Source organism: Micromonospora sp. NPDC050397 (assembly GCF_044901685.1).
GTDB lineage: Bacteria > Actinomycetota > Actinomycetes > Mycobacteriales > Micromonosporaceae > Micromonospora_G.
Genome location: NZ_JBJDPS010000023.1, coordinates 1 through 18,182 on the forward strand (window position 1 = coordinate 1; position 18,182 = coordinate 18,182).

Genomic DNA, 18,182 nt, shown 5'->3' on the forward strand with positions numbered 1-18,182 from the left:
ACGACATGCCCATCGCCCGCGACGTCACCCCCACCCTCACCACCGTCCGCCTCCCCCTCGCCGACATGGGCGCCCGCGCCATGACCCTCGCCCTCCAGGAGCCCGACCCGAGCCACCACCACCAGGTCGAGCACGTGGCCGCCGAGCTGATCCGCCGGGAGAGCACCGCCCCACCCGCCGCCGGGTAGCCGTACCCGGACGGAGCGGTGCGGCGACTTGCGCGAGCAGTCGAACATATGTTCGTATCAGCCTCATGCGCTGGGAGAATCTTTCCTTCGCCACGGTCGGGGCCGGGGCGACCGACCCGTCGGCGCCTGCGGCGCCACCCTTGCCGCTGGCCCTGCCCGACGCGGTCGCCCGGACCTTCGACACCCCCGGGTTCGCCGGAATGACCTTCTACGAGGTGCGGGCGAAATCAATCATCAACCGGGTGCCCGGTGCCTCCCGGGTTCCGTTCGAGTGGACGATCAACCCGTACCGGGGGTGCTCGCACAGGTGCGTCTACTGCTTCGCCCGGAACACCCACACCTATCTTGACCTGGACGCGGGGCAGGACTTCGACCGCAAGGTGGTGGTCAAGGTCAACGCGGGTGCGTTGGTCCGGCGCGAGCTGGCCGCGCCGAAGTGGCGGGGCGACCACGTGGCGATGGGCACCAACGTCGACTGCTACCAGCGGGCCGAGGGCAGATACCGGCTGATGCCGCAGATCATCTCGGCGCTGCGCGACTTCGCCAACCCGTTCTCGATCCTCACCAAGGGCACCCTGCTCCTGCGTGACCTGCCGCTGCTGCGCCAGGCCGCCGCCGTGACCAGGGTCGGCATCTCGTACTCGGTGGGGTTCGTCGACGAGGAGCTGTGGCGCTCGGTCGAGCGGGCACCCCGAGCCCCCGGCGCCGGTTGGACGCGGTCCGGCAACTGACCGAGGCCGGCTTCCCGGTCGGTGTGCTGATGGCCCCGATCCTGCCCGGCCTCGGCGACACCGACGACGCGATCGAGGAAACCGTCTCGGCCGTCGCCGCCGCCGGGGCGGTCAGCATCACCCCGATCCCGCTGCACCTGCGCCCCGGCGCCCGCGAGTGGTATGCGAGCTGGCTCTCCCGGGAGCACCCGAGGCTGGTGCCGCGCTACCGGGAGCTGTACGGCAACGGCTCCTACCTGCCGCAGAGCTACCAACGCGAGATCGTCGCCCGGGTTCGGACGGCGGCCCGACGACACGGCCTGCTCCGCGCCGAATCCGGCGACACCCGACAGGTGCCGGAGCCCGCGCCCCAACCGCCGGCCGAACAGCTAACCCTGCTCTGAGCGGCGGCGGAGCTAGAGTCGGCGGGTGCGAGACGCTCAACAGATCCTGGCCGAGGCGAAGGTCATCGCGGTGGTGGGCGCCGCCCGCGATCCCGGCAAGGCGGCCCACCGGGTGCCGCTCCAGATCCAGCGGTACGGCTGGCGGATCATCCCGGTCAACCCGTACGCGGACGAACTCTTCGGTGAGCGGGTCTACCGGTCCCTGGCGGACATCCCGCACCCGGTCGACCTGGTCGACATCTTCCGCCCGGCCCGGGACGCCGTCGACGTGGTCCGATCGGCGATCGCGATCGGCGCCCCGGCCGTCTGGTTGCAGCTCGGCATCGTCTCGGCCGAGGCACGCCAACTGGCCGAGCAGGCCGGCATCGACTACGTCGAGGACCGCTGTCTGTTGATCGAGCGGGCCGCCGGCAACCTCAGCCCACGTACCTGAACCGGTCGGGCCGACCGAACCGGCGGGCGCGGCCCCGGGTGGTCCCGTACGCGAGCCGGGGCGGGCGGATGTCTACGTAGTAGACTTGTCCCGTGGTAGGCACCAGGAAAGCGGCGACCGTCCATCGCGGGCTCGACCCCGACCGGATCGTGGACAGCGCGCTCGCCGTCGCCGATGCCGACGGACTGGGCGCGGTGACGATCCGTCGGCTGGCCCAGCAGCACGATGTCACTCCGATGGCGCTCTACCGCCACTTCCGGGACAAGGAGGAGTTGCTCGACGCGGTCGCCGACCGACTGCTCGGCGAAATCGCCCTGCCCGAGCCGGACGGCCGGCCCTGGCACGAGCAGATGCGGGACCTGCTCGCCGCCTTCCTCGCCGCGCTGCGCCCGCACCCGAACGTCGCCCAGCTCACCCTGGACCGGATCCTCACCTCGGTGCCGGGCCTGATGCTGGCCGAGCGGACCCTCACGTTGCTCGACATCGCCGGGTATGCCCCGGACCAGGCGGCGCGAATCGGCCGGCAGGTGCTCTGCGCCCTGGTCGGCATGGTCAGCAACGAGCCCGGGGCCGGGCAGCACGGCGACCCCGAGGAACGCGACGACGCGCTGCACGCCGAGAGGGCCACCCTGGCGGCGCTGCCACCACGGCGCTTCCCCCGCGTCGCCGCCGCTGCCGAGGCGCTTACCACGACCGACCGCCAGGACGACTACTACCGGCTCGGCCTCGACCTCGCGGTCGCCGGCCTACGCGGGGTGGCACCGCGGTCCTGAGCCGCGACCCGAAGCACGCGGCACCCAGTCGACTCAACCGCCGTCCACGTCATCCCTGGTCAAGTAGCGTCCGGGGCGAGGAGGCGGAAGTATGAGCTATCCACCACCGGGCGAGAATCCCGATCCGCGACAGCCGTACGGCCCACCCGACCACCCGGGTCGGGACGACACCGAGCCTGACCGGTACGACCCGCCCGAGCAGTACGGCCAGCAACCCGGCCAGTACGGTCTGCCCGACCCCTACGGCCAGCAGTCCGCCCCGCCCGAGCAGTACGGCCAGTACGGCCCGCCACCCGAGCAGCCCGGCCAGTACGGCCAGCAGTACGGCCAGTACGGCTACTACGGCCAGCCGGGGCAGTACGGGCAACCCGGGCTGTACGGGCAGCCGCCCCCCGGCGGTTACCCGCCCGGTTACGGCCGACCGGCCGGGACGAACGTACTGGCGATCCTGTCGCTGGTCTTCGCGTTTGTCTTCGCCCCGGCGGGCATCGTGCTCGGGCACGTCGCCCGGCGGCAGATTCGGCAGAGCGGCGAACAGGGCAGCGGCCTGGCCACCGCCGGGCTGGTGCTGAGCTACCTGTTCACCGCGCTCTACCTGATCTTCTGCTGCGGTTGGCTGGCCCTGGGTATCTGGGGTGGCGACGACCTCGACGGAGGATCGTTCTGACCGCCCACCGGAGAATCCGGGCACACGCCTCCGGCTACCGGAACTGCGCCTCCCGCACGCTGTTGCCGCCGTCCACCACCAACATCTGACCCGTGATGTACGAGGCCGCGGGTGAGCAGAGGAAGGTGATCGCCGCCGCTACCTCGTCCGGCGTGCCGGGGCGGCCGACCGGCGTACCCAGGCCCTGCTTGAGCTCCGCCATGGTGGAGGCGGCGGTGTAGATCGTGCCCGGGGCCACCGCGTTCACCGTGACCCCGTCGGCGACCATCTCCATCGCCAGCGCCCGGGTCAGCCCGACCACGCCGGCCTTCGCGGCGGCGTAGGCGGCTTCGGTCGGCAACGCGTTCACCGGTCCGGCGGTGGCGGCCAGGTTCACGATCCGACCCCAGCCCCGCTCGGCCATGCCGCCGATGAAGGCCCGACTGCACAGGAACGCGGTGGTCAGGTTCCGCTCGATCTCGCCGTGCCACTCGTCGTAGCTGAGCTGGGCGACCGGGCGCAGCACCTCCGGACTCGCCCGGCTCGCCAGGCCGGCGTTGTTGACCAGCACCTCCACCTCTCCGAGTTGCTCGGCGATGGCGTCGGCGAGCGCGCCCACCTCGGCCTCGTCCGTGAGGTCGGCGACAAAGCCGGTCGCCCCGAGTTCGGTGGCCCGGTCGTGGATCCGCCGGGTGGTCGACACGATCGCCACCCGAGCGCCGAGGTCGCGCAACCGGCGGGCGGTCGCGTACCCGATGCCGTCCGGGCTGCCCGCACCGGTGACCAGCGCGACCCGACCGTCGAGCCGGAGGGTGATCGGCTCGGTGTCGGGCAGGGACTCGGGTTCGTCGGAGTCGGTCGGGCCCGCGCCCGGGGACAGGGTGCGGTTACGTCGAGCCAGCGCGGTACGCGAAGCGTCCCGCCGAGGTCGGCTGCCGGCACGTTCACCAGCGCGCGCGTCGAATGCCATGCCGCGATCCTGCCCGGTCCGGTCAACTCGGGCAACGCGGCACCCCCACCGACACGGGGCGGATATCGGTGGCGATCGCGGACTACCCTGGCGGCGCATCCCTGCGTAGACGGAGAAACCTGATGAGCGACCCCCAGCAGCCCGGCAACTGGAACGCACCACCCGGCTCCGCGCCGGAGAGCCCGCAGAGCCCGGCCTACCAGCCGCCGCCCGGTGCGCCGGACCCGACCGCGTACCAGAACCCGACCGGTGCGCCGGACCCGACCGCGTACCAGAACCCGGCCGGCTACCAGGTCCCGACCGGTGCCCCGGACCCGACCGCCTACGCGCCGGATCCGACCGCCTACCAGAACCCGACCGGCTACCCGCAGTACCCGGCCGGCAGCCCGGATCCGGCCGCCTACCAGCAGTACCCGGCGGGCGCCCCGGACCCGGCCGCCTACCAGCAGTACCAGCAGGCCGGCTATCCCGCGCCGGCTTACCCGCCGGGCTACGGCTACCCGGCGACGCCGCCGCAGAACGGCATGGCGGTCGCCTCGCTGGTCGTCTCCATCGTGGGCGTGCTCGGTCTCTGCGGCTACGGCCTCGGTGGCTACCTGGGCATCGTCGGCGCGATCCTCGGCCACGTGGCGAAGCGGCAGATCCGCGAGCGGGGCGAGAGCGGCGGCGGCATGGCCACCGCCGGCATCATCATCGGTTGGATCGCCGCCGGCATCGCCGTACTCGCCACCATCGCGATCATCATCTTCTTCGTCTACGTGGCCCAGAACCCGGACGTGTTCGACTCCTCGACCACGTACTGACCCCGACGGTCTACGCCGGCCGACGGGGCGGCGGGCAACCCGCCGGTTCCGCCGGCCGCCGGCCGCCGGCCGGGCGGCCGAGCCGGGTCGGCCGCCGGAGCGGACGTACGGGTGCTCAGTTGGGCCGCTCGAAGAAGGACGTACGGCGCAGTCCGGCGGCCCGACCCTTCGCGGCGACCACGAGGGCGAGCTTGCGGGACGCCTCGTCGATCATCTCGTCGCCGAGCATCACCGCGCCACGCCGGCCCCCCTCCGCCGAGGTGTGGAATTCGTACGCGTCGAGGATCAGTTCGGCGTGGTCGTAGTCCTGCTGGGACGGCGCGTACACCTCGTTCGCGGCGTCGATCTGGCCGGGGTGCAGCACCCACTTGCCGTCGAAGCCGAGGGCGGCCGACCGGCGGGCCGACGCACGGAACCCGTCCACGTCCCGGATCTGTAGGAACGGGCCGTCGATCGCCTGCCGGTCGTGGGCGCGGGCGGCCATCAGCAGTCGCATCAGGATGTAGTGGTACGGGTCGCCCGGGTATTCCGGGATGAGCGCGCCGACCACCATCGACCGCATGTTTATCGAGGCCATGAAGTCGGCCGGGCCGAAGATGATGGTCTCGACCCGGGGCGAGGCGGCGGCGATCGCGTCGACGTCGACCAGCCCGGCGGCGTTCTCGATCTGCGCCTCGATGCCGATCCCGCCGACCGGCAGCCCGAGCGCGCGCTCGATCTGGGTGAGGGTCAGATCCAGCCACTCGACGTGACCGGCGTTCTGCACCTTCGGCAGCATCAGGCAGTCCAGGTTGGCACCGGCCCCCTCGACCACGTCGACCACGTCCCGGTACGCCCACGGCGAGGTGACGTCGTTGACCCGTACGGCACGGATCTTCCCGCCCCAGTCCCCCTCGTTGAGCGCGGCCACGACGTTGCGACGGGCGTCCGACTTGGCCAGTGGCGCGACGGCGTCCTCCAGGTCCAGGAACACCTGGTCGACGCCGAGCCCCTGGGCCTTGCCGAGCATCTTCACGCTCGATCCGGGCACCGCGAGGCAGGACCGGCGGGGACGGCCGGCTGTGCTCATCGGATCAGCTCCCTTTCTGCTCCGGCCGGGGTCAGGCCGGTTCGGACGATGACGACGATCATTGTGACCACACGGTAACCTCGCGTCATGAGTGGCGATGACCGACCCACGGAACATGTCACCCGAGCAACATCCCCCTCCCCCGCCGAGCCCGAGCGGGAACCCGTACGAGTAGTGATAACCGGCGCCACCTCGGGCATCGGCCTGGCCGCCGCGGTCGAGCTGGCCCGCCGGGGGGACGAGGTGGTCCTGGTCGGTCGCGACCAGCTCCGGCTGGCCGCCGCGACCGACCAGGTGTACGACGCAAGCGGCTTCCGCCCGGCCGGGTTCCTGGCCAACTTCGCCGTACTCGACGACGTGCGGCGGCTCGCCGAGGAGCTGCGCGCCGGCTACGACCGGATCGGCGTGCTGGCGAACAACGCCGGCACGGTGAGCCCCCGCCCGGTGACCACGGTGGACGGTATCGAGCTGACCATGCAGGCCAACCACCTGGCGCCGTTCCTGCTGAGCGCGTTGCTGCGGGACCGGGTGGCCCGGATCGTGACAACCGCGTCCGGGGCGCACCGGTGGGGCGTACTGGACCCGGACGACCTCTCCGCCACCCTGCGCGACTACCAACCGCTGCGCGCGTACGGCACCAGCAAGCAGGCGAACATCCTCAGCGCCGCCGAGGCGGCCCGGCGCTGGTCGGAACCGCTGGCGGTGTCGTACCACCCGGGAATGGTACGAACCCGGTTCGCCAACGAGAGCCGGCTGATCGCCTTCGCGATGAAACGCGCCTGGTTCATGCGTACGCCGGCCAAGGGAGCGGAGACGCTGGTCTGGCTCGCACACCTGGCTCCGAGTGCGCTGACCAACGGCGGGTACTACGCCGACCGCGAGTTGCGCCAGCCGGGGCCGCACGCGGCCGACCCGGATCTGGCCGCCCGGTTGTGGTGGGCCAGCGAGCGGGCGGTCGGGCTGCGCTGAGCCCGGTACGGGGTCGCCGGGCAGTCGCGAATCGACCGATACGACTGTTTTGTCGGCAGTCACGGTGATGAATGCCGTTTTCTGTCCATAATCCGTCAGATCGTACATCGTAATCGATAGGACACGAAGAGTAGTCTTCGTGTAGAAGCAGTTAGTCGCTTCCGGGGCGGCAGGGCCCTCGATCATCGACCTTGTGCACCGACCTTGACACTCGACACGGCATCGACGCCGTCGACCGAGGTGGGCTATCTAGGCAGGACGGGCAGCGCAGCCGCGCCGTGCGCCGCCACTCCCAAGGGCGAACCATGAACAACACCGATCTGAACCCATCGGGTGATCCACAATCGCCGGACGCCCCCACCCCGCGCCGCACCGGACGTATCCGGATGATCGCCGCCACCAGTGCCGTCGGGCTCGCCGCGATCGCCGGAACCGGATACGCGATCGTCGCGAACCGTGAACCGGCTCCGATCGTGTTCGACCAGGCGGGCACCATCGTCGCCGGACAGACCTTCGACCGTCCGATCGAGATCGCAGCCGACCAGGTCACCCTGCAACGGGTCACCGTCCGGACCGGCGGCGCGGCGGCGATCCGGATCCGTCCGGGCGTCTCCGGCGCCACCATCACCGACACCGACATCCACTGCACCGACTCCAAGACCGACGGTGTGGTTCCCGGCGACTACGCGGCGACGCGGGTGACGGTGCAGGGCTGCCGACGGGCGTTCGTCCAGAGCGCCGCCACCCCGGCCACCGTCGTGGACTCCGAGCAGAACGGTGAGGCGTACTCCCCGGACGTGCCCGGTGGCGCCCCCGTCACACCGACACCGCCCGCCCTCGGCCCTGAACTCCCACTGCCGAGCCCCAGCCGGAGCCCGAACGCCACGCCGCCCACCCCGCTCAGCTACTGGCCCGGACCGACCACCACCGGTGTCCCGGTCGGCACCGTGCTGACCAACTCGGGCTCACTGGACCTGCGTAAGGCCGGGCAGGTGATCACCAATCTGAACATCGTCGGCTGCGTCACCGTACGCGCCAGCAACATCGTCATCCGCAAGTCGCGGATCACCTGCAACAGCCCGACCTACTCGATCCGGATCTACGAAACGGCGACGAACCTGCTGGTCGAGGACGTGGAGATCAACGGTGGCGGGCGGAACTCCGCCTCGGTCTGCTGCGGCAACTACACCCTGCGCCGGGCGAACATCTGGAACATGGTCGACGGGCCACGGCTGAGCAGCAGGAGCACCGTCGTCGACTCCTGGATCCACGACCTCGCCCGGGTGCCCAACTCGCACAACGACGCGCTCCAGACCACCGGCGGCAGCAACATCACCGTGCGGCACAACCGACTGGAGCCGTACAAGGCGAGCACCAACGACCCGCACAACGCCTGCATCATGATCGGCTCGACCACCGCCGACGCCGTACGGAACCTGACCTTCGAGGACAACTACTGCAACGGCGGCAACTACTCGATCGGTGTCCGGGACGACCTGGTCGCCTCGAACATCGTGTTCCGGAACAACAAGTTCGGCCGCAACTACCGCTTCGGCGTGATCGCCCGCCCCAACCAGACCGGCATCCTCTGGGACCGGGCGACCAACGTCTGGTTCGACAACGGCCTCCCGGTGGTTCGCTGACCACCACCTGAGCGGTCCGTCCGACGGCACCCCACCCCCGGAGACGGACCGCTCAGGCGGTCGGTCGCCCGGCCGCTCCCGCCGACGGGACTGAACGGTCGCTCGCGTCAACGGGACTGAACGGTCGCTCGCGTCGACGGGACTCACCCGGTCCGGGCGGCGGCGAGCACGTGCCGGGACTCGTGCGGGAAGCGCCGCTCGTCGAAGAGGACCCACTGCGCCACCACCACCTCGTAGAGCCGGCTCGGGGTCTCGTGCCGGGCCAACCGCCCCGGGTCGATCGCCATTTCCGCGCTCGGCCAGCGCTCCAGGAAGGCGCGGGCCGCCTCCTCCGCCCCGACCGGCGGCAGCGCCCGTACGGTGCCGGTGAAGGTCACCCCGCGTACGGTGCCGGCGCGCACGTCCGGCGGTACGGCGACGATGCTGCCGCCGACCCGACCGTCACCCGGCCCGTCCGGACCGTGACCACCCACCCGGTGCCCGTCGGCCGAGTGCCACCCGTCGTGCCGGGCGACGAACCGCAGCACGTCCGGCGCGAAGTGCGGGTCGTACCAGACGTTGCCCACCGACGGCGAGCCGTCCGCCCGTACGGTCGCCAACTGCATCAACTGCCCCGCGCGGACGTACTCCCGCAGCAACTCCCGGTCATCCGTCACCTGAGCAACGTAACCGGAGCGCCCGCCCCCGGCGGGGAAACGCGGGGCACGGGCGTTCGCGCTGGTCAAGCGGTGACGACTCACGCGGCGACAACTCAAGGGCTGACGGCCACTCACTCCGGCAGGTGCACCGGCACACTGGTGATCACCACGCCGGGCAGGCCGCGCAGGGCGCGGCGCAGCCGCCGGTCGAGCGGGGTGTGCAGGAGCCGGTGCCACGGCCGACGGACCATCAGCTCCGGCACCACCACGGTGAGCACCACGTCCGGCCGGAGCGTGTGCAGCGCGTCGACGTACTGCACCAGGGGCGCGGTGACCGCGCGGTACGGCGAGATGATGGTCTCCAGCCGGAGGTGGTCGCCCCAGACCCGCCACGCCTCACGGAACCGGTCCGCCTCCTCCTGTTCCGGGCTGAGATGGACGGCGAACACCGGCGGCCCGAGCGACGCCGCGTACGCCAGTGCCCGCAACGCGGCCAGGTTCAGCCGCGCGACCGGCACCAGCACCAGGTGCCGTACGTCCTGCGGGCTCTCCTCGCTCTCCTGGTCGTCCCCGCCGACCGCCCGGTCGCGGGCACCATCGGCGGACATCGGCTCGCTCCGCTCCGGTGCCGGCACCGACGGCTGGTGCAACGCCAACGCCCGGTGCGTCCGGTCGTAGTGCCGACGAATCCGCGTCGCCAGCAACACCAGCAGCGGGACGGCGAGCACCACCACCCACGCGCCCTCGCCGAACTTGGTCACCGCGGCGGTGAGCAGGACCAGGCCGCAGAGCACCGCGCCGAGCCCGTTGATCGCCGCCCGCCGCCGCCAGCGCCGGCCACGGTGCTGCCGCCAGTGCGCCACCATCCCGGCCTGGGAGAGGGTGAAGGCGAGGAAGACCCCGACCGCGTAGAGCGGGATCAGCGACTGGGTCTGGCCACCGAAGGCGAGGAAGACAACCGCCGCCGTGACCGAGAGGGCGACGATCCCGTTGCTGAACGCCAGTCGGTCGCCCATGTGCAGGAAGCGCCGGGGCGCGTAGTCGTCCCGGGCCATGAAGAAGAGCAGCCGGGGAAAGTCGTTGTAGGCCGTGTTCGCCGCCAGCAGCAGAATCATCGCGGTGGACGCCTGGACCAGGCCGTACCAGGGACCGGAGGGGAACGTCTGGCGGGCCACCTGGGACAGCAGCGTCTCGCCGCCCCTCGGCACCACGCCGCTGAGGTGGATCAGCAGGGTCAGCCCGGCGAAGAGTACGACCAGGATGCTCACCATCCAGGTCAGCGTCGTACGGGCGTTGCGCCACTCCACCCGCCGGAAGACCGGCACCGCGTCCGACACCGCCTCGATGCCGGTCATCGAGCTGGCGCCGGAGGCGAACGCGCGCAGGATGACCAGCACACTCAGCCCCTCCACGGCGGTGACCTGCGGCGGCGGCAGGGCGGCGAATCCGCGCCCGCCCGCCTGCGCGAACCCGACCACCAGGAGCAGCAGTATGACGGCGACGAAGAGGTAGGTCGGCGCGGCGAACAGGTTGCCCGCGACGCGTACGCCACGCAGGTTGCCGGCGAGCAGGGCCGCGATCGCCAGCAGCCCGAGCGGCACCGCCAGCGGCTCCAGCCCGGGCAGCGCCGAGGTGATCGCGCCGACGCCGGCCGCGATCGAGACGGAGACCGTGAGCACGTAGTCGAGGATCAGCCCGGCCGCGGCGACCAGCCCGAAACGCGGGCCGAGGCTGTCGCTGGCCACCAGGTAGGACCCGGCCCCGTGCGGGTAGGCGTACACGGTCTGCCGGTACGAGATGCCCACGATGATCATGAGCAGGACCAGCACGGCGGTCAGCGGCAGGGAGAGTCCGAGCGCGGAACTGCCGGCCAGCACCAGGATGGCGAGCATCGCCTCCGGCCCGTACGCGACCGAGGAGAGCAGGTCGGAGGAGAGCACCGGCAGGGCGATCAGCTTGCGCATCCGCTCCTGCAGCACCGCCGTACTGGCCAGCGGCGGACCCAGCACACCCCGCCGCAGCGGGGCGAGGAGCCGCCCCAGCCGTCCTCGTGGCAGGTTTGTCGACTCGGTCGCCAGCAGTTGCCGGGGCTCCTCGGCCCGGAACATCTCGACCCGGGCCAGGCGGCCGAACCGGCTCGGGGTGGGCCGGTGCCCGTACTGCCCGAGGCCGGGGTCCAGGGGTAATTCGTCCCAGTCCGCCGGCCGGGCCCGCAGCGCCGCCGACCAGCGCTGGCCGACCTCGCGCAACACCGCCAACTCGTCCTCGCCCAGCGGTGGGAACTCGGCCAGCGGGCTGAACGTGACCGTGGGGTGGTCCGGCGACGCGTCCTTCCCGTCCCGGTCGCCGTCCCCTCGCCGCCCCATCCGCTCGTCCCCCTCAGCTCGCCCCGCCCGGTGCAGCATCCGACCCCTGCCCCTCGCACTTTCACCGAAAGCGCGCCCATCGGCATGCGAACCGCGACATTTCACGGCAAGTGCGCCGGGTGGCGGAGGCGACCACGGCGGGGCGGACATGGCTCGGCCCGGGAGCCGGGCGGACAGGGCCCTGCCCGAAAGCGGGGGGATCGGCTCGATCCGGAAGCGGGGGGATCGGCTCAGTCCGGGAGCGGGGCGACCTCGGGCGGGGCGGGGATCGGTTCGGTCCGGCGCTTGGCGCGGGCGCCGCCGAGCACCACGATGGCGACCCCGACCAGCAGCAGGGCCAGTCCGGGCAGGGCGGCGGTCCGGGGCAACTGCCCGAGCCAGACCCAGGCGATCAGTGCCGCGCCGGGGGCCTCCAGCAGGATCAGGACGCTGATCGTGGTGGCCGAGAAGTGGTGCAGGGCGTAGTTGAACATCGAGTGCCCCAGCAGCTGGGCACCGGCCACCAACCCCAGTACGGCCAGCCAGGTCGTACCGGCGAACCCGGTCAACCGCACCCCGCCCACCAGGCAGACGACGAGCAGCAGGGCGGCGCAGACGCCGTAGCAGATCGTGGTGTACGTGGTGGTGCTGATCGTGGCGCGGGCCCGCTCGCCGAACGCGGTGTAGACCGCCGCCGCGATGCCGCCGAGGACCGCGAGCAGGTCACCGGTGACCGCCCGGTGGGAGTGCCCGAAGTCGGCGCCGGTCGCCAGCACCGCGCCGGCCACCGCCACCCCGATGCCGACCCAGGCGAGGGTGGGCAGCCGGCGGCCCTGCCCGAGCGCGATCAGCCCCTGCCAGACCGGCTGGGTGGCGCCGAGGGCGGTGGCGGCGGCGACCGTGGTGAGCTGGGCGCTCGGCATCCAGGTGGCGAAGTGCGCGGCCAGCGCCACCCCGGAGAGCACGCAGAAGAGTCCCTCGCGGCGCCCGGCACCCCGGGTGAGCGTACGGAGTTCGGCCCGCCGCCGGAGCAGGGTGACCGGGCTGAGCAGGCCGACCGAGATGGTGTTCCGCCAGAACGCGACGGCCAGCGCGGGTGCGGCGGCGTACGCGATCAGCGGTGCCGAGGAGGAGACGGCGGCGACGGCGAGGGCCAACGCCCCGACGCTCAACGGATCGACCGGTGGGCGTCCGGTGGGCGTGACTTGCGGAAATGGCACGGGAAGATCCTCACACGCCCCGTCTTGCAGACTGAAAGTTCCACGAATCGCTTACACGGGGCCACGAAACGATCAACTCTTCGTTACCATCGGCCGGTCCGCGTACGCCGATCCCCTCTCCGGAGGCTGGTACACCATGCCCGCATACCGGGCGGTGCTCTTCGACTTCTTCAACACCCTGACCTGCCCGGCGAACCGGGGGCGGCGGCACACCCTCGTCGCCGACCAGCTCGGCTGCACCACGGGGCAACTGCTCGACGTCCTGGACCAGTCGTTCTACCTGCGGGCCAGCGGTGTGCTCGGCGACGCCGAGGCGACCCTGCGCTGGGTCTGCGAGCGGATCGGCATCGAACCGGCGGACAGCCGGATCGAGGCCGCGCTCACCGCCCGACTGGAGGCGGTCGGCGCGGACACCCGGTTGCGCCCGGAGGCGGTGCCCACGCTGCGGGCGCTGCGCCGGCTCGGGGTGGCCACCGCCGTGGTCAGCGACTGCACCCACGAACTACCCGTGCTGCTGGCCCGGCTGCCGGTCGCGCCGTTGCTCGACACGGGGATCTTCTCGGTCCAGCTCGGCCGCTGCAAGCCGGACCCGATGATGTACCTGACCGCCTGCGAACGGCTCGGCGTGCTGCCGGCCGACTGCCTCTACGTCGGCGACGGCGGCAGCCGGGAGCTGACCGGCGCGGTCGCCGCCGGGCTGGACGCGGTCCGGTTGGCCGCCCCCGACCTCGGCGACCATCTTGTCTTCGACCCGGACAGCGACTTCACCGGGCCGGCGCTGACCTCGCTGCGCGAGGTGATCGGCCTGGTCGAACCGGCGCTGGCCGGCTCCGGCCGCACGGTCGCACGGGTACGCCTCACCGGCCGGGGCCGGCGCCGCCCGGCGCTGCGTACCCACTGACCGCTCCCGGGCGCTGTGCTGCCGTCTGCGGGCGGACGGACGCGGGGCGCCCGGTGTGGTCGCACCGGACGCCCCGCTCGTACCGATCGTCGTCAGGACATCCCGGTCAGAGCCCGACGCACTGCCCGGAGACCGGGCCGCGCACCGTGTTGGCCAGGCCGTTGCCGACCGGGGCCGGCTGGTTGCCCGTACAGGCGAGCGGTCCACCGACCTCGGTGGCCGCGAGCAGCGGTCCGGCGTTGCCGGTGAGGGTCACCGGGCCGCCGATGGTGGCCCGCTCGACGCTCACCTCGCCGGTGGTCCCGGTCAACGCGACCGGCCCGCCGACCGCGACGCCACGCAGCACCACGGCCGCCGCCCCGCTGGCCGCGACCGGGCCGTTGATGGCACCGCCGTCGACGTAGAGCGCGGCGCCGGCCTTCACCGTCACCGGGCCCTTGACGGTCGCCCCGTCCAGACAGGTCACGCCCGAGGAGACGGTCAGCGGGCCGTTCCGGGTGCCGGTCACCGTCGAGGTGCACGACGGCGACGGGTTCGCCAGCAGTTCGACCTCGGCGAGCGCGACCGGTCCGGCCCCGTCCGTGGTCAACCGGTAGTGCGCGTACCGGCCCGGGTGGGCGACGGTGAACGCCCGGGTCTGCGACCGCCAGGGGAACTTCTCGCCCGCCCTGGTGTCGACGACCGCCCACCGCTTGCCGTCGTACGAGCCCTCCAACCGCCAGTCCTGCGGGTCGGCCGGGTTCGCCCCGGAGGTGAGCGTGTACTGGGTGACCCGCTCGGGCGTACCGGTGACCGCCCAGGTGACCGGGGTGTCCAGGGTGGCCTCGCTGCCGGAGGTGTTGTCCCGCAGCGCGGCCGGGCCGCCGTCGACGGTGATGTCGGCCAGCGGCCGGGCCGGCGCGCCGGGCGCGGTCAGCGAGGTCGGCAGGTTCGCCGCGCCGGTGCCCCAGCTCGACGGCGAGGAGCCCATCCGGAAGTCCAGCACCGCCCCGTCGACCAGGTCGGCGTGCGAGATCGAGGTCTTGCCGTACGACACGCCGTCGACCTTCAGTCCCTGCACGTACACGTTCGACGTGCTGTTCTGCGGGGCGTTGACCACCAGGTCCCGGCCGTTCTCCAGGTGCACCGTGGCCTTGCGGAACAGCGGCGAGCCGATCGCGTAGTCCGCGCTGCCCACCTGGAGCGGGTAGAGGCCGAGCGCCCCGAACAGGTACCAGGCCGAGGTCTCGCCGTTGTCCTCGTCACCGGCGTAGCCCTGGCCGATCTCGCTGCCCTGGTACATCCGGGACAGCACCTCACGCACCTTGGCCTGGGTCTTCGACGGCTGGCCGACGTAGTTGTACATCCACGGGATGTGGTGCGACACCTGGTTGCTGAAACCCCACATGCCCATCCGTACGTCCCGCGCCTCCACCATCTCGTGGATCGTGCCGTTGTACGAACCCGGGAACTTCGCCGTCTCCGGGGTGGCGAAGAACTCGTCCAGCTTGTCGGCGAGAGCGTCGCGCCCGCCGTACAGGTTGGCCAGTCCCTGCCCGTCCTGCGGTACGTGGAACGCGAAGTTCCAGGCGTTGGTCTCGGTGTAGTCGTGCTCGTGGCCCCAGACCCTCGGGTCGAACTCCTCCGGGGTCGACTTCCAGTTCCCGGCCGCGTCCCGGCCCTGGAAGAACTCCACCGCCGGGTCGAACATGTGCACGTAGTTCTGTGCCCGGTTGCGGAAGTAGACCGCGTCCGAGCGGTAACCGGCCCGGTCCGCCTCCGGCGTCGCCGGGTCGGTGGCCAGCGCCTGTGCCATGTTGGCGATGCCGAAGTCGTTGATGTACCCCTCCAGCGCCCAGGAGACGCCCTCGGAGACCGCCGACGAGGTGTAGCCGGTGAAGATCGAGGTCTGCAACCCCTTCCGGCCGACGCTGGTGTTGTTCGGGTTGCTGCCCGGCGGGGCCACGGTGGCGTTCTTCACCGCCGCCTCGTACGCGGACTTCACGTCGAAGTTCCGCACACCCTTGACGTACGCGTCGGCGAACGCGACGTCGGAGCTGGTGCCGGTCATCAGGTTCGCGTAACCCGGCGAGGACCAGCGTGACACCCAGCCGCCGTCCTTGTACTGCTGCACGAACCCGTCGACCAGCTCACCGGCTATCTTCGGGCTGAACAGCGTGTACGCCGACCAGGCGGTCCGGTACGTATCCCAGAAGCCGTTGTTGACGTACACCTTGCCGTCGACCACGTCGGCACCGGTCTGGGTCGGCGTGGTGCCGGGCGGGTTCGTCCCGGAGGTGGAGGACTGCACCGCGTGCTTCCAGTGCGGCGCCGCGTTGGTGCCGACGTTCTCGTGACCCGAGTTCGGGTAGAGGAAGAGCCGGTACAGGTTGGAGTAGAGGGTGGTGAGCTGGTCCTCGCTGGCGCCCTCGACCTCGATCACCCGGAGCTGGTCGTCCCAGAGCCGCTGGGCCCGCTCCTTCACCGAGTCGAACGTGTCGGCGGTGGAGATCTCGTTGCCGAGGTTCTTCCGGGCCTGCTCGACCGAGATCAGCGAGGTGGCGATGCGCAGGTGCACCTGCTTCGAGGCGCTGGTGTCGAAGGCCAGGTAGCCGGTGACGTTGGAGCCGCCGCCGCCGGCGAGCCGGCCGTTGGCGACCACCGGCCGGTCCACCACGCCGTAGACGAACATCCGGGTGGCACCGTTGGAGAGGCCGCTGCGTACGTCGGAGTAGCCGCTGATCTCGCCGCTGGCGTCGAGGGTCAGGCCACCGTTGTTGTTCACGTTGTCGAAGATCAGGTTGCCCCGGTCACCGGGGAAGGTGAACCGGAACATCGCCGCGTGGTCGGTCGGCGCGATCTCGGTGACCAGGCCGCTGTCGAACGTCACGCCGTAGTAGTGGGCGCGGGCGGTCTCGTTGGCGTGGTCGAAGGAGAGTGCCCGGTTGTTCCGGTTGGCGTCCGGCACCCCGGCCGCCGCCGAGGGCATCACCTGGAACGTCTGCCGGTCACCCATCCACGGGCTCGGCTCGTGGCTGACCGTGAACGCCTGCAACGTCGGCCGGTTGTCGGCGTTGTTGTTGCGCTGGTAGTCGTAGAGCCAGTCGATCGAGCCGGCGTTGGTCATCGGGGTCCAGAAGTTGAACCCGTGCGGCAGCGCGGTGGCCGGGATGTTGTTGCCCCGGGAGAAGCCCCCGGTCGAGTTGGTGCCCCGGGTGGTCAGCACGTAGTCGGAGAGCCGCTCGCGGGGCGGCTTGACCGGGCTCGGCGTGATCCGGATGTCGTCCAGCCAGCCGTTGAAGACGCCGGTGCCGGTCGGGCTGTCGTAGCCGACGAGGACGCGTACGGCCCGCTTGCCGGCGGCGACGCCGCCGATCCGGGACCGCTTCAGGTTCCACTGGTCGGCATAGAGCGACTTGGAGGCGCCCTGCCCCTTCGGGCTCAGGCCGAAGCCGTACTGGTCGACCGCGCCGAGGTCGCTGAGGTAGGTGCCGTCGTCGAAGGCGAGGTCCACCGCGACGTACGTGCTCGGGTAGTCCAGGTCCTGGGCGCTCAGCTCGGGGAAGATCGCGTACGACAGCTCGGTGTCCGGGGTGATCGGCAGGTTGACGTCGAACACCTTGTTGTACGCGTACCCGCGCCCGTCGGTGGTCTGGCCGCCGGAGTACTGCAACGCGTTGCGCCCGGTCCAGCCGACGTTCGGCTTCATGGTCGGGCCGTTCACCGGGCCGCCGCTCACGAAGCTGCGCATGTCGGTCGCGGGCGGCGGGGTGGTGTCACCGTCGGAGAGCTGCAACTCGGCGAACTGGGTGATCCCGCCGCCGGCAATGGCGGTGATGTTCAACCGGTAGTACGCGTACGCGGTGGTGTTCTCGAAGCGGTACTCCTTGGTCTGGAACCGCTCGGTGAACGTCTGCCCGGTACGGGTGTCCAGGGTGGTCCAGTCCTGCCCGTCGACGGAACCTTCGAGGGTCCAGTCCTTCGGGTCGCGCTCGGGGGCGTCGTTCGCCGAGCTGAGCGCGTAGTGCACGACCGCGACGGGGGCGTCCAGGCGTACCCGGATCCAGCCGGACGAGGCGAACACCAGCCACTTGGTGCTGATGTTCTGGTCCACGACCCGCTGCGCGATCTCGTTCGGCGGGTTCTCGCCGCTGCCGGTGACCTCGATCGCCCGGTCGGTGACGTTGCCCGGGATGCCGGTCACCGGACTGCCGGTGACCCCGGACATCTTCTTCCGGCCCGCGGCGTCGACCTCGGCGGTGTTGGTCCAGGTCGGCTGCGGGTCACCGGGCTCCAGTGAGGACCGGAACCCGGTCGAGTCGGCCGGTGCGGCCATCGCCGGGAGCGGAACGGCGGGTATCGCCAGTCCGATCGCGACGGTGAGCGCCACCGGCAGGGCGCGTTTGGACACAATCATGTAGATCTCCCATGGGGGTTTGGTCGGGTACGGAGGCCGCACCCGATGGAGATCAACACAGCGTTTCGATCTTG

Annotated in this window: 14 protein-coding genes and 1 pseudogene; 9 read left to right on the plus strand and 6 right to left on the minus strand. The window is 71.4% G+C overall.

What is annotated here, in order from left to right:
* From ACI2K4_RS34290 to ACI2K4_RS34310, 5 genes and pseudogenes are all read left to right on the plus strand, one after another.
* The coding region (locus ACI2K4_RS34290) for a substrate-binding domain-containing protein (protein ID WP_404517346.1) at window positions 1–188 on the plus strand (188 nt) is incomplete at its 5' end.
* Window positions 189–253: 65 nt separating this feature from the next.
* Window positions 254–1,302: pseudogene (locus ACI2K4_RS34295) on the plus strand (Rv2578c family radical SAM protein).
* A gap of 25 nt (window positions 1,303–1,327) precedes the next feature.
* On the plus strand, window positions 1,328–1,735 hold the full coding sequence (locus ACI2K4_RS34300) for a CoA-binding protein (protein ID WP_404517347.1): 408 nt from the start codon (window positions 1,328–1,330) through the stop codon (window positions 1,733–1,735).
* Window positions 1,736–1,827: 92 nt separating this feature from the next.
* Window positions 1,828–2,508 carry a TetR/AcrR family transcriptional regulator gene (locus ACI2K4_RS34305; protein WP_404517348.1) on the plus strand — a complete coding sequence of 227 codons (681 nt, stop codon included), beginning with the start codon at window positions 1,828–1,830 and terminating at the stop codon, window positions 2,506–2,508.
* Window positions 2,509–2,599: 91 nt separating this feature from the next.
* Window positions 2,600–3,175 carry a DUF4190 domain-containing protein gene (locus ACI2K4_RS34310; RefSeq protein WP_404517349.1) on the plus strand — a complete coding sequence of 192 codons (576 nt, stop codon included), beginning with the start codon at window positions 2,600–2,602 and terminating at the stop codon, window positions 3,173–3,175.
* 34 nt (window positions 3,176–3,209) lie between these two features.
* On the opposite strand, the gene ACI2K4_RS34315 is transcribed toward ACI2K4_RS34310, so the two are convergent.
* The gene (locus tag ACI2K4_RS34315) at window positions 3,210–4,055 is read right to left on the minus strand and encodes an SDR family NAD(P)-dependent oxidoreductase (RefSeq protein WP_404517407.1); all 846 of its coding nucleotides are present in this window, start codon (window positions 4,053–4,055) and stop codon (window positions 3,210–3,212) included.
* Window positions 4,056–4,246: 191 nt separating this feature from the next.
* Here ACI2K4_RS34315 and ACI2K4_RS34320 point away from each other — a divergent pair, with 191 nt between their 5' ends.
* The gene (locus ACI2K4_RS34320) at window positions 4,247–4,927 is read left to right on the plus strand and encodes a DUF4190 domain-containing protein (RefSeq protein WP_404517350.1); all 681 of its coding nucleotides are present in this window, start codon (window positions 4,247–4,249) and stop codon (window positions 4,925–4,927) included.
* A gap of 115 nt (window positions 4,928–5,042) precedes the next feature.
* Here ACI2K4_RS34320 and ACI2K4_RS34325 read toward each other — a convergent pair whose 3' ends face one another.
* Entirely contained in the window at window positions 5,043–5,996 is a 954-nt protein-coding gene (locus tag ACI2K4_RS34325) for an HpcH/HpaI aldolase/citrate lyase family protein (RefSeq protein WP_404517351.1), read from the minus strand.
* Between the two features lie 87 nt (window positions 5,997–6,083).
* Here ACI2K4_RS34325 and ACI2K4_RS34330 point away from each other — a divergent pair, with 87 nt between their 5' ends.
* Together ACI2K4_RS34330 and ACI2K4_RS34335 are read left to right on the plus strand one after the other, a co-directional pair.
* Complete coding sequence (locus ACI2K4_RS34330) at window positions 6,084–6,965, plus strand: SDR family NAD(P)-dependent oxidoreductase (protein ID WP_404517352.1); 882 nt, start codon at window positions 6,084–6,086, stop codon at window positions 6,963–6,965.
* Between the two features lie 305 nt (window positions 6,966–7,270).
* The gene (locus tag ACI2K4_RS34335; protein WP_404517353.1) at window positions 7,271–8,608 is read left to right on the plus strand and encodes a hypothetical protein; all 1,338 of its coding nucleotides are present in this window, start codon (window positions 7,271–7,273) and stop codon (window positions 8,606–8,608) included.
* Window positions 8,609–8,751: 143 nt separating this feature from the next.
* On the opposite strand, the gene ACI2K4_RS34340 is transcribed toward ACI2K4_RS34335, so the two are convergent.
* From ACI2K4_RS34340 to ACI2K4_RS34350, 3 genes are all read right to left on the minus strand, one after another.
* Entirely contained in the window at window positions 8,752–9,264 is a 513-nt protein-coding gene (locus ACI2K4_RS34340) for a pyridoxamine 5'-phosphate oxidase family protein (protein ID WP_404517354.1), read from the minus strand.
* A gap of 113 nt (window positions 9,265–9,377) precedes the next feature.
* Entirely contained in the window at window positions 9,378–11,612 is a 2,235-nt protein-coding gene (locus ACI2K4_RS34345) for an APC family permease (protein WP_404517355.1), read from the minus strand.
* A 230-nt stretch (window positions 11,613–11,842) separates the two neighbouring features.
* Window positions 11,843–12,811: a DMT family transporter gene (locus tag ACI2K4_RS34350; protein ID WP_404517356.1), complete on the minus strand. Its 969-nt coding sequence runs from the start codon at window positions 12,809–12,811 to the stop codon at window positions 11,843–11,845.
* A 136-nt stretch (window positions 12,812–12,947) separates the two neighbouring features.
* Here ACI2K4_RS34350 and ACI2K4_RS34355 point away from each other — a divergent pair, with 136 nt between their 5' ends.
* Window positions 12,948–13,712 (plus strand): HAD family hydrolase, encoded by a 765-nt coding sequence (locus ACI2K4_RS34355; RefSeq protein ID WP_404517357.1) that lies wholly within the window; start codon window positions 12,948–12,950, stop codon window positions 13,710–13,712.
* Between the two features lie 106 nt (window positions 13,713–13,818).
* On the opposite strand, the gene ACI2K4_RS34360 is transcribed toward ACI2K4_RS34355, so the two are convergent.
* Window positions 13,819–18,087: a GH92 family glycosyl hydrolase gene (locus ACI2K4_RS34360; RefSeq protein ID WP_404517408.1), complete on the minus strand. Its 4,269-nt coding sequence runs from the start codon at window positions 18,085–18,087 to the stop codon at window positions 13,819–13,821.
* Window positions 18,088–18,182 lie beyond the last annotated feature (95 nt).

Excerpts from the sequence above, each read along its gene's own strand:
- ACI2K4_RS34310 (WP_404517349.1), top strand. The coding sequence starts at position 2,600 with ATGAGCTATCCACCACCGGGCGAGAATCCCGATCCGCGACAGCCGTAC.
- ACI2K4_RS34320 (WP_404517350.1), top strand. The coding sequence starts at position 4,247 with ATGAGCGACCCCCAGCAGCCCGGCAACTGGAACGCACCACCCGGCTCC.
- ACI2K4_RS34325 (WP_404517351.1), bottom strand. The coding sequence starts at position 5,996 with ATGAGCACAGCCGGCCGTCCCCGCCGGTCCTGCCTCGCGGTGCCCGGA.
- ACI2K4_RS34330 (WP_404517352.1), top strand. The coding sequence starts at position 6,084 with ATGAGTGGCGATGACCGACCCACGGAACATGTCACCCGAGCAACATCC.
- ACI2K4_RS34335 (WP_404517353.1), top strand. The coding sequence starts at position 7,271 with ATGAACAACACCGATCTGAACCCATCGGGTGATCCACAATCGCCGGAC.
- ACI2K4_RS34345 (WP_404517355.1), bottom strand. The coding sequence starts at position 11,612 with ATGGGGCGGCGAGGGGACGGCGACCGGGACGGGAAGGACGCGTCGCCG.
- ACI2K4_RS34355 (WP_404517357.1), top strand. The coding sequence starts at position 12,948 with ATGCCCGCATACCGGGCGGTGCTCTTCGACTTCTTCAACACCCTGACC.